Origin of the sequence: Roseovarius sp. MS2, from assembly GCF_051447875.1 — a bacterium.
In the GTDB taxonomy this organism is placed as follows: Bacteria; Pseudomonadota; Alphaproteobacteria; order Rhodobacterales; family Rhodobacteraceae; genus Roseovarius; species Roseovarius mucosus_A.
Genome location: NZ_JBKHVF010000001.1, coordinates 1,601,820 through 1,623,728 on the forward strand (window position 1 = coordinate 1,601,820; position 21,909 = coordinate 1,623,728).

At 60.3% G+C, this 21,909-nt stretch carries 23 protein-coding genes; 15 read left to right on the plus strand and 8 right to left on the minus strand.

All coding sequences use genetic code 11. From position 1 onward, the window contains the following. Positions 1–13: 13 nt before the first annotated feature. Both ACLGGT_RS08025 and ACLGGT_RS08030 read right to left on the minus strand, forming a co-directional pair. Positions 14–787, minus strand: coding sequence for a tRNA1(Val) (adenine(37)-N6)-methyltransferase (locus tag ACLGGT_RS08025; RefSeq protein WP_437195612.1), 774 nt, complete (start codon positions 785–787; stop codon positions 14–16). Beyond that, positions 777–992, minus strand: a complete 216-nt coding sequence (locus ACLGGT_RS08030) for a putative signal transducing protein (RefSeq protein WP_008281306.1) — start codon at positions 990–992, stop codon at positions 777–779. The genes ACLGGT_RS08025 and ACLGGT_RS08030 overlap by 11 nt, the downstream gene beginning before the upstream one ends. A 56-nt stretch (positions 993–1,048) precedes the next feature. Here ACLGGT_RS08030 and ACLGGT_RS08035 point away from each other — a divergent pair, with 56 nt between their 5' ends. Continuing rightward, entirely contained in the window at positions 1,049–2,050 is a 1,002-nt protein-coding gene (locus ACLGGT_RS08035) for a polyprenyl synthetase family protein (protein ID WP_437197405.1), read from the plus strand. Here the strand turns inward: ACLGGT_RS08035 and ACLGGT_RS08040 are convergent. Genes ACLGGT_RS08040 through ACLGGT_RS08050 form a run of 3 tightly spaced genes read right to left on the minus strand, consistent with a single transcriptional unit; the run spans position 2,043 to position 6,329 of the window. Beyond that, positions 2,043–2,867, minus strand: a complete 825-nt coding sequence (locus ACLGGT_RS08040; RefSeq protein WP_437197406.1) for a 4-(cytidine 5'-diphospho)-2-C-methyl-D-erythritol kinase — start codon at positions 2,865–2,867, stop codon at positions 2,043–2,045. The two genes, ACLGGT_RS08035 and ACLGGT_RS08040, sit on opposite strands and share 8 nt — an antisense overlap. After that, a complete protein-coding gene (locus ACLGGT_RS08045; RefSeq protein ID WP_219434791.1) occupies positions 2,857–4,644 on the minus strand; it encodes a tetratricopeptide repeat protein in 1,788 nt (595 codons plus the stop codon). Before ACLGGT_RS08045 ends, ACLGGT_RS08040 begins: the two co-directional genes overlap by 11 nt. 35 nt (positions 4,645–4,679) lie before the next feature. Further along, a complete protein-coding gene (locus ACLGGT_RS08050; RefSeq protein WP_081507141.1) occupies positions 4,680–6,329 on the minus strand; it encodes an electron transfer flavoprotein-ubiquinone oxidoreductase in 1,650 nt (549 codons plus the stop codon). A 277-nt stretch (positions 6,330–6,606) separates the two neighbouring features. On the opposite strand from ACLGGT_RS08050, the gene greA reads away from it, so the two are divergent. From greA to ACLGGT_RS08095, 9 genes are all read left to right on the plus strand, one after another. Then, entirely contained in the window at positions 6,607–7,077 is a 471-nt protein-coding gene (gene greA, locus ACLGGT_RS08055; protein WP_008281312.1) for a transcription elongation factor GreA, read from the plus strand. 14 nt (positions 7,078–7,091) lie between these two features. Beyond that, positions 7,092–8,108: a hypothetical protein gene (locus ACLGGT_RS08060; protein ID WP_375554439.1), complete on the plus strand. Its 1,017-nt coding sequence runs from the start codon at positions 7,092–7,094 to the stop codon at positions 8,106–8,108. Between the two features lie 121 nt (positions 8,109–8,229). Continuing rightward, on the plus strand, positions 8,230–8,685 hold the full coding sequence (locus ACLGGT_RS08065; RefSeq protein ID WP_008281314.1) for a universal stress protein: 456 nt from the start codon (positions 8,230–8,232) through the stop codon (positions 8,683–8,685). Between the two features lie 88 nt (positions 8,686–8,773). Beyond that, positions 8,774–9,337 carry a NifU family protein gene (locus ACLGGT_RS08070; RefSeq protein ID WP_008281315.1) on the plus strand — a complete coding sequence of 188 codons (564 nt, stop codon included), beginning with the start codon at positions 8,774–8,776 and terminating at the stop codon, positions 9,335–9,337. Beyond that, positions 9,327–9,905 (plus strand): tRNA (adenosine(37)-N6)-threonylcarbamoyltransferase complex dimerization subunit type 1 TsaB, encoded by a 579-nt coding sequence (tsaB, locus tag ACLGGT_RS08075; protein ID WP_437195614.1) that lies wholly within the window; start codon positions 9,327–9,329, stop codon positions 9,903–9,905. The genes ACLGGT_RS08070 and tsaB overlap by 11 nt, the downstream gene beginning before the upstream one ends. Then, entirely contained in the window at positions 9,895–10,311 is a 417-nt protein-coding gene (locus ACLGGT_RS08080) for a GNAT family N-acetyltransferase (protein WP_437195615.1), read from the plus strand. The genes tsaB and ACLGGT_RS08080 overlap by 11 nt, the downstream gene beginning before the upstream one ends. 107 nt (positions 10,312–10,418) lie before the next feature. Continuing rightward, entirely contained in the window at positions 10,419–11,333 is a 915-nt protein-coding gene (locus tag ACLGGT_RS08085; protein ID WP_008281318.1) for a sulfite exporter TauE/SafE family protein, read from the plus strand. Next, positions 11,333–12,091, plus strand: a complete 759-nt coding sequence (locus ACLGGT_RS08090) for a TIGR02186 family protein (RefSeq protein WP_437195616.1) — start codon at positions 11,333–11,335, stop codon at positions 12,089–12,091. The genes ACLGGT_RS08085 and ACLGGT_RS08090 overlap by 1 nt, the downstream gene beginning before the upstream one ends. 63 nt (positions 12,092–12,154) lie before the next feature. Next, positions 12,155–12,931, plus strand: coding sequence for a transglutaminase-like domain-containing protein (locus ACLGGT_RS08095; RefSeq protein ID WP_437195617.1), 777 nt, complete (start codon positions 12,155–12,157; stop codon positions 12,929–12,931). A gap of 10 nt (positions 12,932–12,941) precedes the next feature. Here ACLGGT_RS08095 and ACLGGT_RS08100 read toward each other — a convergent pair whose 3' ends face one another. Together ACLGGT_RS08100 and ACLGGT_RS08105 are read right to left on the minus strand one after the other, a co-directional pair. Then, a complete protein-coding gene (locus ACLGGT_RS08100; RefSeq protein ID WP_081507137.1) occupies positions 12,942–13,661 on the minus strand; it encodes an SDR family oxidoreductase in 720 nt (239 codons plus the stop codon). Next, positions 13,658–15,187 carry an AAA family ATPase gene (locus tag ACLGGT_RS08105; protein ID WP_081507136.1) on the minus strand — a complete coding sequence of 510 codons (1,530 nt, stop codon included), beginning with the start codon at positions 15,185–15,187 and terminating at the stop codon, positions 13,658–13,660. The genes ACLGGT_RS08100 and ACLGGT_RS08105 overlap by 4 nt, the downstream gene beginning before the upstream one ends. 154 nt (positions 15,188–15,341) lie before the next feature. On the opposite strand from ACLGGT_RS08105, the gene ACLGGT_RS08110 reads away from it, so the two are divergent. Next, entirely contained in the window at positions 15,342–16,151 is an 810-nt protein-coding gene (locus ACLGGT_RS08110) for a division plane positioning ATPase MipZ (protein WP_008281324.1), read from the plus strand. Positions 16,152–16,166: 15 nt separating this feature from the next. Here the strand turns inward: ACLGGT_RS08110 and serB are convergent, their stop codons facing one another. After that, positions 16,167–17,036, minus strand: coding sequence for a phosphoserine phosphatase SerB (gene serB / locus ACLGGT_RS08115; protein WP_437195618.1), 870 nt, complete (start codon positions 17,034–17,036; stop codon positions 16,167–16,169). Between the two features lie 158 nt (positions 17,037–17,194). On the opposite strand from serB, the gene ACLGGT_RS08120 reads away from it, so the two are divergent. The 4 genes from ACLGGT_RS08120 to ACLGGT_RS08135 all read left to right on the plus strand — a co-directional run bounded on the left by ACLGGT_RS08120 (position 17,195) and on the right by ACLGGT_RS08135 (position 21,890). Next, the gene (locus ACLGGT_RS08120; protein WP_437195619.1) at positions 17,195–18,349 is read left to right on the plus strand and encodes a phosphoserine transaminase; all 1,155 of its coding nucleotides are present in this window, start codon (positions 17,195–17,197) and stop codon (positions 18,347–18,349) included. An 86-nt stretch (positions 18,350–18,435) separates the two neighbouring features. Continuing rightward, positions 18,436–20,031, plus strand: coding sequence for a phosphoglycerate dehydrogenase (serA, locus tag ACLGGT_RS08125; RefSeq protein ID WP_008281327.1), 1,596 nt, complete (start codon positions 18,436–18,438; stop codon positions 20,029–20,031). 233 nt (positions 20,032–20,264) lie between these two features. Further along, complete coding sequence (locus ACLGGT_RS08130; protein WP_162655204.1) at positions 20,265–21,125, plus strand: LysR family transcriptional regulator; 861 nt, start codon at positions 20,265–20,267, stop codon at positions 21,123–21,125. Between the two features lie 51 nt (positions 21,126–21,176). After that, on the plus strand, positions 21,177–21,890 hold the full coding sequence (locus ACLGGT_RS08135) for a metallophosphoesterase family protein (protein WP_437195620.1): 714 nt from the start codon (positions 21,177–21,179) through the stop codon (positions 21,888–21,890). The last annotated feature ends 19 nt before the right edge of the window (positions 21,891–21,909 follow it).

Consider the following 21,909-nt stretch of genomic DNA (forward strand, 5'->3'; position numbering starts at 1 on the left):
CATTTTAGAAAAATCAATCCGGAAAAGGCAGCGCTGCTGCGTTCCTGAGCACATCCGAGGTTGCAGTGGTGTAATCTGCCCCATCCTGCCCATGATTTTCACCCGCGTGAAGCAGCCAGCCATCGTGCAATCGCAGTGCGGCGCGCCCCCCTTTGCGCCCTCGCAGCAGAATCAGCCGTGCCGCACGGCCCCGGCGTGGGATCAGCGGCAAAATCTCGATACTGCCCAGATGTGTCGCCATTGCCGCCAGAAGATCCGGTAATCGTTCTACCCTCTGAATGAAGGTCACGGTGCCGCCAACGCCCGTACGCCGAGCGGCGGCATGCACCCAATCCGCCAAGGGCAACGCCTCGCCCATCGCCTTTTCGCGCCCGGTGTCGCTGGCTGGGGTGCTTCGGTCACGCTCGAAATAGGGTGGGTTGGCGATCACGTGATCGAACTGACGCCTCCGCAAGCTGGCTGGCATGTCTGCAATATCGCCCTCGAAAACCTCAAGTGCGATACCATTGGAGGCGCTATTCTGGCGGGCCAACGCCGCATAGGCGGCCTGAATCTCTAGTCCAGCCAGAGTGACGCCCGGCACCCGTGACGCGACGCAAAGCGCAGCAATTCCCGACCCGCACCCCAGATCAAGCAGGCTCTGACCCGCCCGCGCCGGAACGCTTGCCGCCAAAAGCACCGGATCGACCCCGGCGCGATAGCCCGTCTTGGGTTGCGCCATGCGCAGACGCCCCCCCAAAAACGCATCGTGGCTCAGGTCTTCCTCGGCAAATGGCTCAGTCCTCAAGCGAGAAACCATTGTCAATCAACGTGATCCGTGCGTCTTCGTAATCTTCATTGGCGACCATCAAACGGCGCGGGAAAATGCCGATCGAGCCCTCAAGGATGCTCATGTTTACGTCCATTTCAAAGCAGTCTATACCCTCGCCCTGAAGAAGAGCCTGAGCAAAGGCGATGGACGCGATGTCATTGGTTCGCAAAAGTTGTTTCATAGGCCATAGATAAGGGCAGGGCGCGCTCTATGTCGAGCCATGTTGACGGGGGAAGTATGGGATTGGACGAAATCGCCACAAAACCGCATGAACAACTTGCTGCGCATCTTGCAGCCAAGATGGAGGCGGTCAATCTCTTGATCCGCGAGCGGATGGCCTCGCGTCATGCGCCGCGCATCCCCCAAGTCACCGCGCATCTGGTTGAGGCGGGCGGCAAGCGTCTGCGCCCCATGCTTGTGCTGGCGACAGCAGACCTCTGTGGTTACGACGGACCGTTTGATGTGCATCTGGCTGCGACGGTTGAGTTTATCCATACTGCCACCCTCTTGCATGATGACGTCGTGGACGAGAGCGCGCAGCGGCGGGGCCGCCCCACCGCCAACTTGCTTTGGGACAACAAATCAAGTGTTCTCGTGGGCGATTACCTTTTTGCACGCGCCTTTCAATTGATGGTCGAGCCGGGATCGCTTCGCGTGCTCGATATCCTGTCCAACGCCTCGGCGACGATTGCCGAGGGCGAGGTGTTGCAACTGAGCGCGGCGCAGGATCTCGCGACGACCGAGGATATCTACCTCCAAGTGGTGCGTGGTAAAACGGCAGCGCTCTTTTCCGCCGCAACCGAGGTGGGCGGCGTGATTGCAGGTGCGCCCGAGACGCAGATCAAGGCGCTGTTCGAGTATGGCGATGCGCTTGGTATCGCGTTCCAGATCGTCGATGACCTGCTCGACTATCAGGGCGACGCCAAATCCACCGGCAAGAATGTCGGCGATGATTTTCGCGAGCGGAAATTGACCCTGCCGGTGATCAAGGCGGTTTCAGCGGCCAATGCCGAAGAGCGTGCGTTTTGGAAACGCACCATCGAAAAAGGCGATCAGCGCGATGGCGATCTGGAGCATGCCTTGGCGCTGATGCAGGCACATGGTGCCTTGGAACAGACCCGCGCCGAAGCATTGGATTGGGCCGCCCGCGCACGCGCGGCGATTGCCGTGCTGCCGGATCATCCGGTGCGTGGGATGCTCGATCGCCTTGCGGGATTCGTGGTGGCGCGGATCAGCTAAGGCGCGTGGCCTGCACCCACCAGCCAGGGTGTGCAGCACTCAGCGCTTGGGCAGCACGCGTGGCAGTCGCGGTATCGGGATAGAGCCCGAAACAGGTGGCTCCTGATCCCGACATCCGCGTTAGGGCACAGTGCTGCGTCGCGGAAATCGCGTGCAGCACATCGGCCACCACCGGCTCTAAGGTGATTGCCGCATCTTGCAGGTCGTTGCGTTGTGCGCGCAGCCAGTCGATCAGAGCGGCGGCATCAGGCCATTCGGGCATTTGCGCAGGCATCGCTGGATTTTCACGTTGTGTCAGCCTGCGGAAAATCGCAGGCGTCGAGACCGGCACGCCGGGATTGACCAGCACGGCATCAAGCGTGGGCAAGCCTGCCACGGGCACCACATCCTCGCCAATTCCGCGCATCCGCGCGGCGCGCGCCAGCAGGCAAACCGGCACATCGGCGCCAAGAGCCAGGACATCGTTTGGCACAGGCTGACCGCGCAATTCTGACAGCGCCCTAAGGCAGGCGGCCGCATCGCTTGACCCGCCGCCAATGCCAGCCGCTGCGGGCAGATGCTTGTCCAAGCTAATCTCGGCGGTGATCCCCATCAATGCCGAAGCGCGCAGCACGAGGTTGTCTGGGCCGCCCGGCACACCCACGGCCATGGGGCCGGTCACTGTTAGCCGCGCCTCGGGCGCAGGCCGCACGCGCAGTCGGTCTCCCACATCGGCAAACACCACCAGCGAATCGAGCAAATGATACCCATCTGCCCGTTGGCCGGTGACATGTAGCGAGAGGTTGATCTTGGCGGGGGCGAACCCGTCAATTACCATCTTTGACAAGTTTTAGCGGCTCCGCGCCTTCGTCCTTCAGCACTTGATCTAGACCGACTTCGAGCTTGCGGCGCACGCGCTCAGGTTCCAGATCGGGCGACGGCTCGCTCTCGTTCAGGGACAATGCGCGTTTCCATTGAAACCGCGCTTCGACCTTGCGGCCTACAGCCCAGAGAACGTCTCCCAGATGGTCATTCACCACCGGGTCAGTCGGCATCAATTCGGCGGCACGCTCCATCTGCACGATGGCCTCTTCATACCGGCCAAGACGATAGAGAACCCATCCCAGACTATCCACAATATAACCGCTATCGGGTTGCGCGGCGACGGCGCGCTCGATCATATTCAGTGCCTCATCGAGATTGATGTGCTTTTCCACCATCGTATACCCGAGATAGTTCAACACCTGTGGGTGATCCGGGTTCAACTCCAACGCACGACGAAAATCGGCTTCAGCCTCGGGCCAGTTGTCCAAGCGTTCGTGGCTGATGGCGCGGGCATAACGCACGAACCATTGATCGTTCCCCCGCGACTGATACAGCTCGAGCGCCCGGTCATAGGCTGGCACTGCGGCGGAAAAATCCTCTTGTGAGCGATGGAGATCGCCCACTGCAACATGAACCTCGGCAAGGTTGGGATAGTCTTTTGCCAATTGCTCCAGAACTTCGATCGCCGCGTCAGGCTTGCCAGCGCGACGCAGCACATCGCTGCGCCCCAGTTCCGCCAGATGGTAAGAGGGGTGATCGCGCGGTACTTTCTTAAACGCCTCGATTGCTAGATCGAAACGCTCCAGATCCTCTAGCAGGTCTGCCGCCATCAGCACGGCATCGACATGGGCAGGTTTGATCATCTCGGCCACGCGAGCATAGATCAAGACATACTCATCATTGGCCTCTTGCATCAGGGCGCGGCCAAGCGAAAAGAAGACTTCGGAAATTCCGTCCGATGCGCTGTTCACGAGATCAAAGGGGAGGCTCTCGCCTTCCGCGAGCCGTGCGCGCAGCGTTTCGATCTCGGGATCAAGATCTGTGCCAAATGTATCGTCGATGATCGTGACGGCGCGCTCGTGCTCTCCGAGTTGGCTCAGCACCTGCGACCAGCCGATGACGCCGCGCCTTGTCCGCTGGATTGGTCCATCATCTTCGCCGCTGAAGACTTTGTCTGCGCCTTCAAAGTCCCCGACCGAGGCCAGAGCCAGCGCTTTGTGATAGATGGCAAAGCTACGCAAGCCACGTTCCTTGGCCACATCATCAAACCGCGCCAACGCCGAAGTCATGTCGCCTTTGCCCAGATCGGCCCAGGCTGAAATCATTCCATCCGCCAGATCGCCAACCCCGCGCCCCTCTTCGATCCGCTTCAAAAGAGCATCCCACTGCCCTTGCCGCGTTTCGTCGGCCACCAGCGCCATCTGGCTGACCTGACTGCGTAGCCCGTCCGCCTCGATCTTGCGCGCGACGGCGACTGCAGGCTCCAGTTTGCCCAAGGCTAAATAGGCGACTGTCGCATTTTCCAAGAGGGCCGGATTTGACGGGTCGCGGGTCAGCGCCTGCGCATAATACTGTGCGGCAGCGGCGAAATCCCCACTGGCCCGCGCCTGCTGTGCCGCGAGATAGGCGCCAGAAGACACCTCTGACATCGCGGGCAGGGGCATGACCTGCAAAAGGGCGGTGAATGCAAGCGCTGCAAGGGGTCGATGAGTCACGCTGTCCTGCCTTTTATGGTCTGGGTTGTCGCAAAGGTAATATGCCCGCCCCCCCAAGGCAATGCGGCGCGGCATAATTGCCGCGCCACACCCCAAAGATCACGCAAACCTTACATATTGGGATAGTTCGGCCCATCCCCACCCTGCGGCGTGACCCAGTTGATGTTTTGGCTCGGGTCTTTGATGTCGCAGGTCTTGCAATGCACGCAGTTCTGAAAGTTGATCACGAACCGCGGGTCTTTGCCCTCTTCGCGCACCACCTCATACACGCCGGCCGGGCAATAGCGCTGCGCGGGCTCGTCATATTTCGGCAGGTTCACGCCAATCGGCACCGATGAATCCTTCAAGTGCAGATGCGCAGGCTGGCTTTCCTCGTGGTTGGTCATCGAGAAACTGACATTGGTCAGCCGGTCAAAACTCAGCTTTCCATCAGGCTTCGGATAGTCGATGGGCTTGTGTTTCGACGCGGGTTCGGTCGCGGCGGCATCGGTCTTGCCATGACTTAGCGTGCCCAACAGGCTGAAGCCCGCGGTATTGGTCCACATGTCGAACCCACCGAGACCAAGCGACGCCAAGAGGCCGTATTTCGACCAGAGCGGTTTGACATTGCGAACCTTTTTAAGATCCTTGCCGATTGCACCGCTGCGCACTTCGGTCTCGTAATCGGTCAACTCATCACTCGCGCGGCCCGCAGAGAGCGCGGCATGCGCTGCCTCTGCGGCGGCCTTGCCAGACAGCATGGCGTTGTGATTGCCCTTGATGCGCGGCACGTTGACCATGCCCACCGAACAACCCAACAGCGCCACGCCGGGTGCCACCATTTTCGGCATCGACTGATACCCGCCCTCGGAAATCGCGCGTGCGCCGTAAGCCACACGCTTTCCACCCTTCAGCAGCTCCGCCACCATCGGATGATGCTTGAATCGCTGAAATTCCATATAGGGAAAAAGATAGGGGTTCTTGTAGTTGAGATGCACCACAAAGCCCACATAAACCTGATTGTTCTCAAGATGATAGATGAACGATCCGCCGCCTGCATTGCTGCCTAGCGGCCATCCCATCGTATGCGTGACGGTGCCGGGGCGGTGCTTGGCGGGATCGACTTCCCAAATCTCTTTCATCCCAAGGCCGAATTTTTGCGGCTCCTTGCCCTTGGACAGGTCATATTTTGCGATCACTTCTTTGGCGAGCGATCCACGCACACCCTCTGAGAGAAATACGTATTTGCCGTGCAGCTCCATCCCCGGCTCATAATTCGGGCCGGGCGTGCCATCCTCATTCTTGCCAAACTCGCCAGCGACAACACCCTTGATCTCGCCAGACCCACCATAGACCAGCTCTGAACAGGACATGCCGGGGAAAATCTCAACGCCCAGCTCCTCGGCCTGCTCGGCCATCCAGCGACAGACATTGCCCATGCTGACGATGTAATTTCCGTGATTGTTCATCAGCGGAGGCATCGGGAAATTCGGCACGCGAATGCGTCCGGCCTCGCCCAGCATGTAAAAATTATCCTCGGTCACCGGGGTGTGAAGGGGCGCGCCCCGCTCTTTCCAATCCGGGATCAGCGCGTTGAGACCGCAAGGATCAAGCACCGCACCTGACAGGATATGCGCACCAACCTCGGATCCTTTTTCCAGAACCACAACGGCGCAATCAGGATCAAGCTGCTTCAGGCGTATCGCAGCCGACAGACCGGCTGGGCCTGCGCCCACGATTACAACGTCATACTCCATCGTTTCGCGTGTTATCTCGGTCATCGTGCTTATCCTTTTCTCGGGCGCGGCAACTAAGGCCTGACGCGCAACAAAGTTGCGAGTGTGACTAGCCTGCGCATGCGTCAAGCGTCAATTGAAACACGACGTAAAACCAGATGGAAAACGGCATTTCGTCACGTGCCAGCGGCCTAATCTCATGGTGTCTGCGATCCGCTCTTGCAATCGGGCGCGCGCTTCGGGCAAGCTGCGCTGAAATCTTGGGCATGTTATCACGGGGCCAGCTATCCAGCGGCCCCGCTTCTGACAATGGACGGTTGAAATGGAAAAGATCCCGATGACGGCTGGCGGCCATGCCGCGCTTGAGGTCGAGTTGAAGCAGCTGAAATCGGTCGAGCGGCCGGCGATCATCCGTGCCATTGCCGAGGCGCGCGAACATGGTGATCTCAGCGAGAATGCCGAGTATCACTCCGCCAAAGAGAAACAGTCCTTTATCGAAGGGCGGATCAAGGAACTCGAGGGCATCCTCAGCCTGGCTGAGGTGATCGACCCGGCCAAGCTGTCGGGCCCGATCAAATTTGGCGCGACTGTTACGCTCGTGGATGAAGATTCGGGCGAGGAACGCACCTATCAGATCGTGGGCGAACACGAGGCCAGCATCGAAAAAGGGCTTCTGAACATAAAATCGCCGATTGCCCGGGCGCTCATCGGCAAAGAAGAGGGCGATAGCGTCGAAGTGCGCACGCCCGGTGGTGATCGCGGCTATGAGGTGATAAAAGTCGCCTATATCTGATCAGGCACCCCATCATGCGCCCAGCCCGCACCGAAAATGGCCCTTCCAAGGGGTTTGATACGAAATCTGAAACCGAAGCCGTCACCGCGATCGAATGGATCGCGGTGGTGCTTTCGGCGCTATGGCTCTTGGGCTCGGCTGTGTTCTTTCTGGTGCTCACTCCGCAGTTGGAAACTGGTGGCAGTGCGCTGCAATTTGTCATCGTTTTGATTGCCGTCTTCATGCCAGTGGCGATGATTTGGGTCGGTGCCACGGCCGCCCGCACCAGTCGGGTGATGCGCGAGGAAAGCCGCCGCTTGCGCGCGGCCATCGACGCCATCCGCGCCGCCTATGTCGCTCAGAGCCAAACGCTTGGTCAGACCGTCGACAAGACCGTCAGCCAGAAACTTGACGAAATCGCCGCCGCTCAGCGCAAGACCGAAACGGCATTGGCGACGTTTTCCTCGATCCGTGTGGGTCTGCCAGAACCCCGCCCGGTGCTTGCCCCGGCACCCTCGCCAAATGATCCCGGCGATCAGGTGTCGTTGCCGCTTGGAACCTCTGCTGAGGATATTCAGGCCCCACTCGAGCGGTCTGATTTCATCCGCGCCCTGAATTTCCCCGACAACCCCGAGGACAAGATCGGCTTTGCCGCGCTGCGCCGCGCACTCAAGGACCGGCCGACCGCCCAATTGATCCGCGCCTCGCAGGATATCCTGACGCTGATGTCCCATGATGGCATCTATATGGACGACCTGCGCCCCGATATGGCCCGCCCCGAGGTTTGGCGCCGCTTTGCCGGGGGCGAGCGTGGCCGCACCATCGCCGCCTTGGGCGGTATCAGGGACCGGTCGTCTTTGGCGTTGACAGCGGCCCGGATGAAGCAGGACACGATCTTTCGGGATGCTGCACACCATTTTCTGCGCCGCTTTGACAAGATGTTCACACAGTTTGCCGAGACCGCCAGTGATGCCGAAATTTCGGAACTCTCCGAAACCCGCACGGCCCGCGCCTTCATGCTCTTGGGGCGTGTCGCGGGCACCTTCGACTGATCCGCGCCTCGGTTTCATCTGGCCTTAAATACCTCGGGGGCCGGGGGGCAGCGCCCCCCGACTCTGCGATTGCCCCCGCGAAAAATCCACGGCATGATGCGCGCCTGAGGAGATAGAACCGATGCGCAAGTTTCTTGTCGTGCTGGATGATAGCCGCGAATGTCTCAATGCCATGCGATTTGCTGCCATGCGCGCCGCCCATACCGGGGCTGGGGTGGAAATCCTCGCTGTGATCCCGCCCGAAGAATTCAACCATTGGATCGGCGTGGGTGATCTAATGCGTGAGGAACAGCGTGAGCGGATCGAGGCGCATTTCGAAGTCTTTGCCAAATGGATGCGTGACAAGCAGGGGATTAATCCAGAGCTGGTGATCCGCGAAGGCGATCCCGCAGTCGAGATCATCGCGCAGGTGCAGGATGATCCCGCCATCGGCGTGCTGGTTCTGGGGGCTGCCACTGGCAAGAAGGGGCCTGGCCCACTGGTCACGCAACTGACCAAGACCGCTGGCACCCTGCCCATTCCCATCACCATTGTGCCCGGCGATCTGACCAAAGAACGGCTCGAGGCCATTACCTGAGCAGGGTAGTTCTAGTTTAGAATCGTTCCAATCCTTGACACCAGAGGGCGTCGGGCGCATATCTTTGGCAACCACGAAAGGGCGCGCCATGTTCATCCAGACCGAATCCACCCCCAATCCCGCGACACTGAAATTCCTGCCCGGTCAAACCGTGCTTGAAGCTGGCACCGCTGATTTTCCAAGCGCCGAAAAGTCCGGAAGTTCTCCGTTGGCCGAGCGTATTTTCCGTGTGCCCGGGGTGTCTGGTGTGTTTTTTGGTAATGATTTCGTGACCGTCACCAAGGGCGAGGCGATTGAGTGGGATCATATCAAGCCCGCGATCTTGGGGGCGATCATGGAGCATTACCAATCTGGCCAGCCAGTCATGTTGGGCGAAAGTGCTGTGGCCTCTGGCCATGCCGAGCATACTGGCGAGGATTCGGCGATCGTGAACCAGATCAAGGAATTGCTGGATACCCGCGTACGTCCCGCCGTGGCGCAGGATGGCGGCGATATTACCTTCCACGGCTTTGACCGTGGCGTGGTCTATTTGCATATGCAGGGTGCTTGCGCCGGCTGCCCGTCTTCGACCATCACGCTCAAGATGGGCATTGAAAACCTGCTGCGCCACTACATCCCCGAGGTGACAGAGGTGCGCCCTGTTGGTCTCTGAACCACTGATACTGGCGTTTGACACATCGGCCGCGCATTGCGCGGCCGCTTTGTTGCGGGGAGACCGCGTTTTGTCTGCACGAGCCGAAGAGATGGGGCGCGGACAGGCAGAGCGTCTTATGCCCTTGCTGCAAGAGGTGCTGGATCAGGCCGGTGTCACATGGATCGACCTTAACCGAATCGGTGTCGGCATCGGGCCCGGCAATTTTACCGGTATTCGCATTTCTGTAGCGGCCGCGCGGGGGCTGGCCCTCAGCCTTGGAATTCCGACAGTCGGGATCAGCACGCTTGACGCGATCCGCGCGCAGGCTGGCGCAGGGACGCCCTGCGTGCCCGCACCCCGCGACATGGCCTATGTCCAGACCCGCAACGCCGCGCCCGAATTGGTTGCGCTTGCCTCTGTCGCAGATCCTGTCTTGCCGCCTGATCCGGTGCGACTGGCCGAACTGATTGCGCGGCTGGCAGCTCTGGCACCCAACAACAGCCCGCCGCCCGCCCCGCTTTATGTGCGCCCCGCCGATGCCGCCCCCGCGCGGGATCGGCCACCGGTGATCCTCGATGACGCCTGAGGCTCTCGCGACCTGCCACGCGCGCGCTTTTGCCGGGGCGGGCAGGGCTTGGTCTGCTGAGGAATTCGCCACGCTTCTGGACAGCGCATTCGTTTTCATATCCGGCGATGCGCGGGCCTTTGTGCTGGGTCGGGTCATCGCCGATGAAGCCGAAGTGCTGACGCTTGCCACCGATCCTGATCATCGCCGCAACGGTCTTGCGCGGGCCTGCCTCAGCGCCTTTGAGGTGGTAGCGCGCGCGCGCGGCGCGACCATGGCCTTTCTCGAAGTCGCCGAGGACAATCCGCCGGCCCTCGCGCTTTATGATGCGGCTGGCTACCGGGAAAGCGCGCGCCGCACCGGATATTATACCCGCAGCCAAGGGCCCAAAGTGGACGCGCTGATCCTGCATAAAACGCTGGACTGATCCGAATAGCCTCGCGATAGGTCCAGTTACAAGAAATTCATCAGACCTGCACGGCTCTGCACGCCCGCGCCCTTGCAAAATGGCGGAACATGGGGCTAGGAATTGCCATGCAGATTTACCTCCCCATAGCCGAGGTGTCGGTCAACATCTTTCTCCTCTTGGGGTTGGGTGGGATCGTGGGCATTCTTTCGGGCATGTTCGGGGTTGGGGGCGGCTTTATTCTGACGCCGCTTTTGTTCTTTATCGGCATTCCGCCTGCGGTCGCCGTAGCGACCGGTGCCAATCAGATCATGGCTGCCTCCTTTTCCGCAGTTCTCGCGCATTTCAGGCGCAAGACTGTCGATCTCGAAATGGGCACGGTGCTGCTGATTGGCGGCCTCATTGGGGCCGCTCTTGGGGTGATGGTGTTCAACTATCTCAAGTCGTTGGGGCAGGTCGATCTTTTGGTCACGCTCTGCTATGTGGTTTTTCTGGGCGTCATCGGCGGCATGATGTTCATCGAAAGCCTGCGCGCCATCCGCAACACCCGGCGCGGCGTGCCCCCCAAGCGCAAGAAACACGGCTGGGTTCATGGCTTGCCGTTCAAGATGCGGTTTCGGACCAGTGGCCTTTATATTTCGGTGATCCCGCCGCTTCTGGTGGGAACCAGTGTTGGCATTCTCGCGGCGATCATGGGGGTCGGCGGCGGCTTTATCATGGTCCCCGCGATGATCTATCTTTTGGGCATGCCGACCAAGGTTGTGGTGGGCACTTCACTTTTTCAGATCATCTTCGTCACCGCGTTTACGACGCTCTTGCATGCAATGACAAATTACACGGTTGATATCGCCCTTGCCGTGTTCTTGCTGGTGGGGGGCGTGATCGGCGCACAGTTTGGCACGTCTATCGGCACAAGGATGAAGGCCGAGCAATTGCGCATCCTTCTTGCGATCATGGTGTTGGCGGTCTGTGGCAAGCTGGCGTTCGATCTCTTGGCCACGCCATCGGAACTCTACTCGCTTGGTACGGGCGGGGGGGCGTGATGTTCTGGCGTCTGTTGCTTTTGCTGGGCCTTGCCGCCCTGCCGCTGCGCGCCGAAAAGGTTGTATTGGGGCTGAGCAAAGACAAGGTGGCGATCACCGCGACCTTTGAAGGCTCGGAAATTTTGATCTTTGGCGCGGTCAAGCGCGAGTCCCCGATTCCTGATATTCCGCTGGATGTGGTCATCGCGGTTGCTGGTCCGTCAGAGCCGGTGACGGTACGCCGCAAGGATCGCCGCTTTGGCATCTGGGTGAATACGGAAATGGTCGTGCTTGATTCCGCCCCCAGCTTTTATGCCGTCGCCACGACAGGCCCGCTCGACAAGGTCATGTCCGATACCGAGGATTTGCGGCATCGCGTCTCGATCCCACGTGCAATCCGTTCTGTGGGCGCGGCCAGCATGGCCGAGGATGCAGAGCGCTTTACAGATGCCCTGATCCGTATTCGCCGGGATCAAGGGGCCTATGCCATGCGCGAAGGGGCAGTAGTGCTGGATCAGGAAACGCTCTTTCGTGGCGCGATTCAACTCCCGGCCAATCTGACCGAAGGGGAATATCTGACCCGGATATTCCTGACCCGAGAGGGGCGCGTGGTATCGCAACTTGAAACCGTGATTGACGTGCAGAAAGTAGGGCTGGAACGCTGGCTCTACACCCTGTCCCGCCAGCAACCGCTGGTCTATGGCCTGATGTCGCTGGCGATTGCCATCGCTGCGGGCTGGGGCGCGTCCGCAGCGTTTCAAGCGATGCGGCGTGGCTGATATCGCTGCGGGCGGCTTCGTTTAGGCACCGGCCCAAAACCCTGAGATCAAGATAGAGAGCTTATGCGCCTGAACATCGACGTGACCATGGATTACCAGCTGACAGGGCATGACACGGTGCTCCTGACACTTGAAGCGGCGGAGACCGATGGGCAAACCGTGATCGAGAGCACGCTTGACGTTGAGGGTGCCGACCTGCGTTGGATCGAGGTTGAGGGGATGCCGGGGCGCCGGGTCTGGGCGCATGTGACAAGTGATCGGATGAGATTGCAGTATCGTGCACGTGTTGAGGTGACACGCACATGTGCGGATTTGGAAAGGCTCGTGGGCACGGCGATGCGCGACCTGCCCGGCGAGGTTGTGAGCTACTTGCGCCCGTCACGGTTCTGCCAATCCGACCTTTTGACCGAATTCGCGACCCAACAGTTTCGCGGTCTCGAAGGAGGAGCGCGGATTGCGGCGATTGTAGACTGGGCCCGTTCCGAGATCAGCTATGTGTCCGGCTCATCCAGCGCCACAACCTCGGCAATAGACAGTTTCATAGCCCGCAAGGGCGTGTGCCGCGACTACGCCCATCTCGTATGCAGCCTGGCGCGCGCGGGCAATATCCCGGCGCGCTATACCTCGGTTTATGGTGCTGATGTGGACCCGCCCGATTTTCACGCTGTGGCCGAGGTTTGGCTAGAGGGGGCGTGGCACCTTGTCGATGCCACCGGTATGAGCAGCGCCGCCGACATGGTGGTGATCGGCTCTGGTCGGGACGCAAGCGATGTGGCCTTCATGGAAACCGAAGACTGGGCGCGCCCCCTCTGGCAAGCGGTCGATGTTCGGCGGGTGTGATCTTGGGTCTTTAGCCCCGCCCGATAAAGGGCATTTTCGTTGCCATCAGCGTCATGAACTGCACATTCGCCTCTAGCGGCAAATCCGCCATATGCAGCACCGATGCGCCCACGTGCTCTACGTCCATCGTGGGTGGCGGCGCGTCAGGATTGGCGGCGATGATCCCCTCCAGCAATTCGGTTCTGGCATTGCCGATGTCGATCTGACTGCACGCGATATCATAGGGGCGTCCATCAAGGCTGAGCGTCTTGGTCAAGCCGGTGATCGCATGTTTGGTGGTGGTATAGGCCACCGAACCGGGGCGCGGCGCATGCGCCGAAATCGAGCCATTATTGATGATCCGCCCCCCCATCGGGGATTGATTGCGCATTTGGGCAAAGGCCGCGCGCGCGCAAAGAAACATGCCATGCAGGTTCACATCCACGACTTGCCGCCACTCCTCATAGCTCAGCTCGTCGATCATCGCGGCGCGGCCAAAGCTGCCGGCGTTGTTAAAGAGCACATCAAGCCGCCCGGCGCGGGCGATGAAATCCTCGAACACCCGCACCACATCGCCGGGGTCCGTGACATCGCCGGGCAGGATCACGGCGTTGTCATGCCCCTTTGCCACAGCGTCCAGCGCCTCTGGCCGCCGCGCCATCAGCCCGACATGCCAGCCAGCCCCAAGAAAGGCGCGCGCGCAGGCGGCCCCGATACCGGCGCTTGCCCCGGTAATCAGAACGGTTTTCATGTCTCTTCCTCCTGTTCGAGTTGCAGGGGCGCAGGCCCGCCGCGCAAATCATCAACTGTGAGCGGTGCCGAGGGTTTGGATAGCCTGTTGCGCACGATCCAGTGCAACCGCTCTTCGGCGCGGGTAATTGCCACATAGGCCAGCCGCTTCCAGAGCGGTTGCCCCGCCTCTGAGCGGCCCATCTGTGCAGCGGCGTAAATGTCAGGGGCGAACACCTGCACATCTTGCCATTGGCTGCCTTGTGCCTTGTGGATCGTCACCGCCGCGCCATGCAGGAACGTTGCCCCCATATTGGCGGCAAAGGGGATGAACGGCTCTTCTTCATCCGGTTTTTCGATCTTGACGATGGACGCGGCAGAAATCTGCGGATCTTCCGCTCCGATCACATGCAGGCGGGAAAAGCCGGGCCTACGCCCTGGTCCAAGGTAAACCACCTGCGCGCCCTTGATCAGCCCGCGCGCCTCGAGATCGAGCCGCTTTTTGCGATGCTTGAGCGGTAGTTCGATCCCGTCGCAGATCAAAGGCTCACCTGCCAGAAGCTCGGTTTCGGGCGCGCCATGCACCGCGCGAAAGGCATTGATCAGGCGGATGCGCGTGGCATTGCGCCAGACCAGCACCGGCGAGCGCGCCATCAAATCAACCTCGACCCGCTCTGCCCATCTTACCCGTTCGTCCCGCTGCGCTGCATCTTCAATCATGCGCTCGAACTGGTGAAAGTCCAGTGCAGGATCGGCAAGGGCGTGGGCCAGGTCAAGGATCGGGTTGTCCGCGTCCTGCCGGTGAATACGGCTGAGTTCCAGACGCGCCGGCGCGGGCAGCGTTTCAAACACCATACCGCCGGTCGATTTCACAGGCGGCAATTGTGCGGGATCGCCAAAGAGCAGAAGGGTTGGGAAAATCTCTTGCAGATCCTCGAATTGCTGACCATCCAGCATGCTCGCCTCATCGACAAAGCCGATATCCAGTGGTTCTTCCCGACGCTTCCAGCCGGTGATGAAATCCGAGCCTCGCAGGCCAGCAGCGGCAAGCGCGCCGGGGATGGATTTGTTGCTCTGGTAAAACGCAAAGGCACGGTCCAGCGCCAGATCGGTCAAGCCCTCGATCTCGGGCCGCTCGCCCTGACCGGCCAGCCATTCGGCGATCTTCTCATACTCCGGGTGATAGACGGGGGTATAGAGGATGCGGTGAATGGTGGTGGCAGGCACCCCGCGCATCCGCAGCACGCTCGCGGCCTTGTTGGTGGGCGCAAGGATGGCCAGCGTGCGCTTGTCCCGGCGTTTGCGGCTCTCGTAATCGCCTGAAACGATCTCGACGCCTGCCTCTTCCAGCGCGCGGTAGAGCGCGGCCAAAAGCAATGTCTTGCCGGATCCCGCCTTGCCGGTGACCGCCATGACCGCAGTCTTGCCGTCGCGGGGTGGGGTCAATAGCCCTGTGTCAAGATCAACACCGACACTGCGCAGCGCCGCCGCGATACGGTCATGCGCCTCGGCCTGATCGGGCGAATATGTCAGTGCGGTTTGCGTCATGGCGCGACCCTATCCTTGGTGTGGGGCAGGTGCCAGAGCCAAAGGCGCTTGACCAGTCGGGGCGCACTTCCCTATTGCAGCGCAGCCGGGTACTGTCTGGCAAAAAGACCGGGGGCGGCAACGATCCGCACCTCGCGACCAAGGGGAATGGACAATGGCGCATATCATCGTCGTCGGCAATGAAAAGGGCGGCGCGGGCAAATCGACCGTGTCGATGCATGTGGCGACGGCCCTAGCCCGAATGGGCCACAAAACCAGCGCGCTTGATCTCGACCTGCGCCAGCGGACCTTTGGCCGCTACGCGGAGAACCGCGCCAAATTCTTGGCGACATCCGGCCTTGATCTGCCGAGCCCACGGTATCACGAACTGCCCGAAGTGGCGGCGGATCAGCTCAAGCCGGGCGAGAATGTCTATGATCGGCGGCTCTCGGCGGCGGTGGCGGAACTGGAGGCGGATAGCGATTTCATCGTGATCGACTGCCCCGGTTCGCACACCCGTCTGAGCCAAGTGGCCCATAGCCTCGCCGATACGCTGATTACGCCCCTCAACGACAGTTTTATCGACTTTGATCTGCTCGCCCGCATCGACAGCGACGGCAAGAAGATCCTCGGCCCGTCGGTCTATTCCGAGATGGTCTGGAGCGCGCGACAACTGCGGGCACAAGCCGGTCTGCGCGCGATTGACTGGGTGGTCGTGCGCAACCGTCTGGGCGCACAACAGATGGTCAACAAGAAGAAGATGGGCGATGCGGTCGACAACCTCGCAAAGCGCATCGGCTTTCGCGTGGCACCGGGCTTTAACGAGCGCGTGATCTTTCGGGAGTTGTTCCCGCGTGGTTTGACGCTGCTCGACCTCAAGGATATCGGGGTCAAGGGTCTCAACATCTCGAACATCGCCGCGCGTCAGGAATTGCGCGAATTGATCAAGGCGCTGAACCTGCCGGGCGTGACCGCCAATTTCTAACGCTCTGTCCGCGTCTCAGATCACGAACTGATCCCGCGCATAGCCTTGGATATAGAGCAACGCCGTCAAGTCTGCGTGCTGGATGCGGATGCCACATTGCGCGGCGACGCTTGGCTTGGCATGAAGCGCCACGCCTGCGCCCGCACGCCCCAACATGCCCAGATCATTGGCCCCATCCCCCACGGCGAGCACGTCAGTCTCTGAGATCCCAAGCCGTGCGCTGATCTCTTCCAGTGCCTGCACCTTGGCTGCGCGGCCCAATATGGGGCGCGCGACATCCCCAATCAGGCGATCCTTCGCGACCAAAAGCGTGTTGGCGCGATTCTCGTCAAAGCCTAGATGTGCGGCGACCGATTGCGTAAACGCGGTAAACCCGCCCGAGACCAGCGCGCAATAGGCCCCGTTGGCCCGCATCGTCGCGACCAATGCGGAACCTCCCGGCATATAGGTGATCCGGTTAGCGAGAACCTCGGCAATCACGGTTTCGGGCAAATCCTTGAGCAGCGCCACACGCTCGATCAGCGCGCCCTCGAAATCCAGCTCGCCGTTCATCGCCCGCGCAGTGATGGCGCGGACATGCGCGCCCACGCCTGCGACCTCTGCCAATTCGTCAATACATTCCTGCTGGATCATGGTGCTGTCCATATCGGCGAGCAGCATCTTTTTGCGCCGCCCCTCTGTGGGCTGAACCACCAGATCAACGGCTTGGTTTTGCAGTTCGGCCCAAACCTCCCATCGGTTGCCTGGCACCTCGGGCATGTCAAATTCCGCCGCCTCATCAGGGGCTAACCACTGCACCGCCCCGCCGCCCCAGGCATTGCGCAATGCCTCGGCAAGAGCGGGGTCAAGCGCACCGGGTGCTGCGATCAAGGTGGTGGTAAACATGGGGCAGGTTTCCGATCGTAGCCGTGCAGTGTCGTATTTTCTAGCTCAAGCGGCGTTCTAGCGTCATTTCTGCACTTGCGAAAGACCCTGCTTGGCCGTAATCCGATCCGTGGGACACCCCTCCCCAACGAGGGGCGCTTATCTGAGAGGGTAGCTATATGGCTATTGAAGCACCGGCAACGCGGCCGGAAAATCCGCGTTTTTCTTCTGGCCCTTGTGCCAAAATCCCCACATTCACGCTCGATATGCTGTCTGATGCCCCCTTGGGCCGCAGCCATCGTGCTGCCGGGGGCAAGGCCAAGCTAAAGGCCGCCATCGAGAACACCCGCGCCATTCTGGGCGTGCCTGCTGATTACAAGATCGGCATCGTTCCCGCCTCTGACACCGGGGCTGTGGAAATGGCGATGTGGAGCCTCTTGGGGGCGCGGCCCGTCGAGATGCTTGCGTGGGAGAGTTTTGGTGCAGGCTGGGTCTCGGACGTGGTCAAGCAACTCAAGCTCGATGCTGTGGTCAAGACCGCTGATTATGGTCAGATCGTTGATCTGGCCTCGGTCGATACCGACAAGGATGTTGTCTTTACCTGGAACGGCACCACTTCTGGCGTGCGCGTTCCGAATGGCGACTGGATCAAGGCGGATCGTCAGGGTCTGACAATCTGTGACGCGACAAGTGCGGCCTTTGCGCAGGACCTGCCGTGGGACAAGCTCGATGTGACGACCTTCTCTTGGCAAAAGGTGCTGGGGGGCGAGGCGGCGCATGGGATGCTGATCCTCAGCCCTCGCGCAGTGGAACGGCTGGAGAGCTATACGCCCGCATGGCCCCTTCCCAAGATTTTCCGCCTGACCAAGGGCGGCAAGCTGATTGACGGCATCTTTGTAGGCGAGACCATCAACACGCCCTCGATGCTGGCGGTCGAGGATTACCTTGTGGCGCTCGATTGGGCGTCGTCGATTGGCGGGCTGACCGGCCTGCAAGCGCGCGCCAATGCCAATCTTGCGGCGGTCGAGGAATTTGTGACGCAAAACGATTGGCTCGCATTTCTGGCGGCTGATCCTGAGATCCGCTCGAATACGTCTGTCTGCCTTACGTTTGAGGATGCGCGGATCAAAGATGGCGCAGCCTTTGCCAAGGCGGTGGCTAAGCGGCTGGAAACGGCGGGTGTCGCCTATGATATCGGGGCGTATCGCGATGCGCCTGCGGGCCTGCGGATCTGGTGTGGTGGCACGGTCGAAACCGCTGATGTCGTGGCACTGATGCCGTGGATCAAATGGGCGTTCGAGACCGAGATCGCAGCGCTGTCCGTATCAGCCTGATTCCGATTTCTTGAAAAGAAATCGGCCCGGAGTCTTTGAAAGACTCCGGGCCTCTCCCCCAAAGCTTTCATAAAAGGACCAGACAGATGGCCCCCAAGGTTCTCGTATCCGACAAACTCTCTGAAACCGCCGTCCAGATCTTTCGTGATCGGGGCATCGAGGTGGATTTCCGCCCTGAATTAGGCAAGGACAAGGATAAACTCGCCGAGGTGATCGGTGACTATGATGGCCTCGCCATCCGGTCCGCAACCAAGGTCACGGAGAAGATCCTTGCCAATGCGCACAAGCTCAAGGTGATCGCGCGGGCCGGCATCGGCACCGACAATATCGACAAGGAAGCCGCCTCTAAAAAAGGCGTGATCGTCATGAACACGCCCTTTGGCAATATGATCACCACCGCAGAACACGCGATTGCGATGATGTTCGCGGTGGCACGACAGCTGCCCGAGGCCTCTGCCTCGACCCATGCTGGCAAATGGGAGAAGAACGCCTTTATGGGGGTGGAGCTGTTCAACAAAACCCTCGGCGTGATTGGTGCGGGCAATATCGGTGGTATTGTCTGTGACCGGGCGCGCGGCCTCAAGATGAAGGTGATCGCTTATGATCCCTTCTTGGGTCAGGAAAAAGCTGACAAGATGGGGGTGGAAAAGGTCGACTTGGACGAGTTGCTGAAGCGGTCCGATTTCATCACGCTGCATGTGCCGCTGACCGATCAGACCCGCAATGTTCTAAGCCGTGAGAACCTTGAAAAGACCAAGAAGGGTGTACGCATCATCAATTGCGCGCGTGGCGGTCTGGTGGATGAACAGGCACTTGCTGACCTCCTGAAATCCGGCCATGTCGCCGGGGCTGGCTTTGACGTGTTTACCGAGGAGCCGGCAGTTGAGAATCCGCTATTCGGTCTGCCCAATGTCGTCTGCACGCCGCATCTGGGGGCGGCCACCACAGAGGCGCAGGAAAACGTGGCGCTGCAAGTGGCCGAACAGATGTCAGACTATCTTCTGACCGGCGCCGTCACCAACGCGCTCAACATGCCCTCGGTGACGGCGGAAGAGGCCAAGGTGATGGGGCCGTGGATCAAGCTGGCGGATCACCTTGGCAATTTCATCGGCCAGATGACCGACGAGCCAATCAAGGCGATCAACATCCTTTATGATGGTGTTGTGTCCGAGATGAACCTTGGTGCGCTCACCTCTGCGGCGGTGGCGGGGATCATGAAATCGGTCAACCCCGAGGTCAACATGGTCTCGGCCCCCGTGGTGGCCAAAGAGCGCGGTGTCAAGATCAGCACCACCAAGCAGGACAAATCCGGCGCTTTTGAGGGCTATATCAAAATCACCGTGGTCACGGACAAGCGTGAGCGGTCTATCGGGGGCACGGTATTCTCGGATGGCAAGCCGCGTTTCATCCAGATCAAGGGGATCAATATCGACGCTGAAATTGGTCGCCACATGCTCTATACCACCAACGAGGATGTGCCGGGCATCATCGGCACCTTGGGGATGACGATGGGTGATCACGGCGTCAACATCGCCAACTTCACACTTGGGCGGTCGGACGCAGGCGGCGAAGCGATTGCGCTCCTCTATGTGGATGCCCCCGTGCCCGAGGCCGCGATCAAGGCGTTGCATGCCACGGGCAAGTTTCAGCAGATCCGCGAATTGAGATTCGACGTGAGCTGACGCGCAACGCAAGCTCTGCCACTCAACGTGACTTGAACCAATGATCGCCGCCTGCATGCGCCGGGCGGCGGTTTTCTTTTTGGGGATGAACTATTGAACGGAAAAATCTTGAAAGCTGTTCTTGCCACCCTAAAACCACACGACGTTTGCCCGTATCCACGATGCAAACCGACTAATGCCCGAGAACCACTGTTGGACATATCGTCTAGAAGATGGATTTTTCAAAGTTTGACATGAATCTTTTGCGCGTCCTCGACGCGCTGCTCATCACCCGCTCTACCACCGTGGCGGGACAACAGGTGGGGCTTTCGCAATCCGCTGTCTCGTCGGCCCTTGGTCGTTTGCGGGTGGCACTGAATGATCCGCTTTTCTTGCGTGAAGGGCGTCATCTGGTGCCTACAGATTATGCGCAATCGCTGGCACAGCCTGTTCGTGCCATTCTGGCCGAGACTGAGGCGCTTTTGACGCGACCGACCAGTTTCGAGCCTGCCCGGTCCGAGCGGCATTTTCATATTCTGGGCGCAGAGTTTTGGGGTGCCCATCTCTTGCCCGAGTTGATGGCGCATCTGGCGTCTGTGGCACCCGGCGTCACTCTTTACTGTGCGACGATGTCCGGTCCTGACCCTTCTGAGGCTTTGCTGCTAAAACGCGCTGATCTGGCGCTTTGCCCGATGTGCGACTTGCCCGACTGGGCCGCGGCACAGCCACTCTATCGCGCGGGGCAGGTGCTTTTGGCGCGTCAAGATCACCCGCGCCTTGTGGCGGCGGGGCTTGCGCCCGGCGATACGGTGCCCTCCGACCTATTGGCAGAATTGCCGCGGGCGGATTGCGGCGCGAACCCCGGACAGAAAGCCGGGCGCACGGTCGTTACCCTGCCGGATGTGCATACCCTTGCGGCGATGTTGTCGCGCACACCACTGGTGTCGATTCTGCCCCGGCCCCTTGCAGTCCACCTGGTTACTGGGCAGGGCCTTGCGGTTTATGCCCTGCCAGAGCCGATTGCGGTGACCGATGTTGCTATGGTCTGGCATGTCAGGTCCCAAAACGATCCCGCCCATCGTTGGCTGCGCGAGCGTTTGGCCGATACGCTTTGACCAGCTTGGGAATCGCTGGACATCTGCCGCGTGCAGGGGTTCAACGGGGGCATGACTGATCCGATTTATGCCATTCCCGATATTCACGGGCAGGACGCCCTGCTAGAAGCTGCACTTGACCTTGTCGCGCGCGATGGCGGGACAGAGGCACAGATCATATTCCTTGGGGATCTGGTGGACCGGGGGCCAGATAGCCGCGCGGTGATCGACCGGCTTATGACAGGGCAGGCGCAGGGCTGTCCTTGGACCGTGTTACGCGGCAATCATGATCAGATGTTGATCGATTTCCTCGATACCGGCGTGATCCATTCGCCGCATATCGGATCTGGCCTCTCATGGTTGAATCACCGCTTGGGTGGGGTCGCGACGCTGGCCTCCTACGGGCTTGACGTGACCGAGAACGCGACGCAATGGCAAGCGGCCCGCTGCGCTGTGCCTCAGGCGCATCGCGACTGGCTGGCGGGTTTGCCGCTTTGGCAAGAGGTGAGGGATCTGCTTTTCGTTCATGCCGGTATCCGCCCCGGAGTTGCCTTGACCGCCCAAGACCCTGCGGACCTGATGTGGATCCGGGACGGCTTTCTCGACCATGAGGGGGCGCATCCTTGGCTTGTCGTCCATGGTCACACCGCGCTTGAGATGCCCACCCATTTTGGCAACCGCATAGATTTGGACGGTGGGGCCGCCTATGGCCGCCCGCTCTGGCCTGCGGTGTTTGAAGGGCGTGATGCGTGGCTCCTGACGGAAAGGGGCCGTATTCCGCTCTGACTAGGGCAGGCAAAGGTGT

Bases quoted from the DNA above. Each gene is read 5' to 3' on its own strand.
- ACLGGT_RS08030 (WP_008281306.1), bottom strand. From the start codon at position 992: ATGAAACAACTTTTGCGAACCAATGACATCGCGTCCATCGCCTTTGCT.
- ACLGGT_RS08035 (WP_437197405.1), top strand. From the start codon at position 1,049: ATGGGATTGGACGAAATCGCCACAAAACCGCATGAACAACTTGCTGCG.
- ACLGGT_RS08040 (WP_437197406.1), bottom strand. From the start codon at position 2,867: ATGGTAATTGACGGGTTCGCCCCCGCCAAGATCAACCTCTCGCTACAT.
- ACLGGT_RS08045 (WP_219434791.1), bottom strand. From the start codon at position 4,644: ATGCCGCGCCGCATTGCCTTGGGGGGGCGGGCATATTACCTTTGCGAC.
- ACLGGT_RS08050 (WP_081507141.1), bottom strand. From the start codon at position 6,329: ATGACCGAGATAACACGCGAAACGATGGAGTATGACGTTGTAATCGTG.
- greA (WP_008281312.1), top strand. From the start codon at position 6,607: ATGGAAAAGATCCCGATGACGGCTGGCGGCCATGCCGCGCTTGAGGTC.
- ACLGGT_RS08060 (WP_375554439.1), top strand. From the start codon at position 7,092: ATGCGCCCAGCCCGCACCGAAAATGGCCCTTCCAAGGGGTTTGATACG.
- ACLGGT_RS08065 (WP_008281314.1), top strand. From the start codon at position 8,230: ATGCGCAAGTTTCTTGTCGTGCTGGATGATAGCCGCGAATGTCTCAAT.
- ACLGGT_RS08070 (WP_008281315.1), top strand. From the start codon at position 8,774: ATGTTCATCCAGACCGAATCCACCCCCAATCCCGCGACACTGAAATTC.
- ACLGGT_RS08080 (WP_437195615.1), top strand. From the start codon at position 9,895: ATGACGCCTGAGGCTCTCGCGACCTGCCACGCGCGCGCTTTTGCCGGG.
- ACLGGT_RS08085 (WP_008281318.1), top strand. From the start codon at position 10,419: ATGCAGATTTACCTCCCCATAGCCGAGGTGTCGGTCAACATCTTTCTC.
- ACLGGT_RS08090 (WP_437195616.1), top strand. From the start codon at position 11,333: ATGTTCTGGCGTCTGTTGCTTTTGCTGGGCCTTGCCGCCCTGCCGCTG.
- ACLGGT_RS08095 (WP_437195617.1), top strand. From the start codon at position 12,155: ATGCGCCTGAACATCGACGTGACCATGGATTACCAGCTGACAGGGCAT.
- ACLGGT_RS08100 (WP_081507137.1), bottom strand. From the start codon at position 13,661: ATGAAAACCGTTCTGATTACCGGGGCAAGCGCCGGTATCGGGGCCGCC.
- ACLGGT_RS08105 (WP_081507136.1), bottom strand. From the start codon at position 15,187: ATGACGCAAACCGCACTGACATATTCGCCCGATCAGGCCGAGGCGCAT.
- ACLGGT_RS08110 (WP_008281324.1), top strand. From the start codon at position 15,342: ATGGCGCATATCATCGTCGTCGGCAATGAAAAGGGCGGCGCGGGCAAA.
- serB (WP_437195618.1), bottom strand. From the start codon at position 17,036: ATGTTTACCACCACCTTGATCGCAGCACCCGGTGCGCTTGACCCCGCT.
- ACLGGT_RS08120 (WP_437195619.1), top strand. From the start codon at position 17,195: ATGGCTATTGAAGCACCGGCAACGCGGCCGGAAAATCCGCGTTTTTCT.
- serA (WP_008281327.1), top strand. From the start codon at position 18,436: ATGGCCCCCAAGGTTCTCGTATCCGACAAACTCTCTGAAACCGCCGTC.
- ACLGGT_RS08130 (WP_162655204.1), top strand. From the start codon at position 20,265: ATGAATCTTTTGCGCGTCCTCGACGCGCTGCTCATCACCCGCTCTACC.
- ACLGGT_RS08135 (WP_437195620.1), top strand. From the start codon at position 21,177: ATGACTGATCCGATTTATGCCATTCCCGATATTCACGGGCAGGACGCC.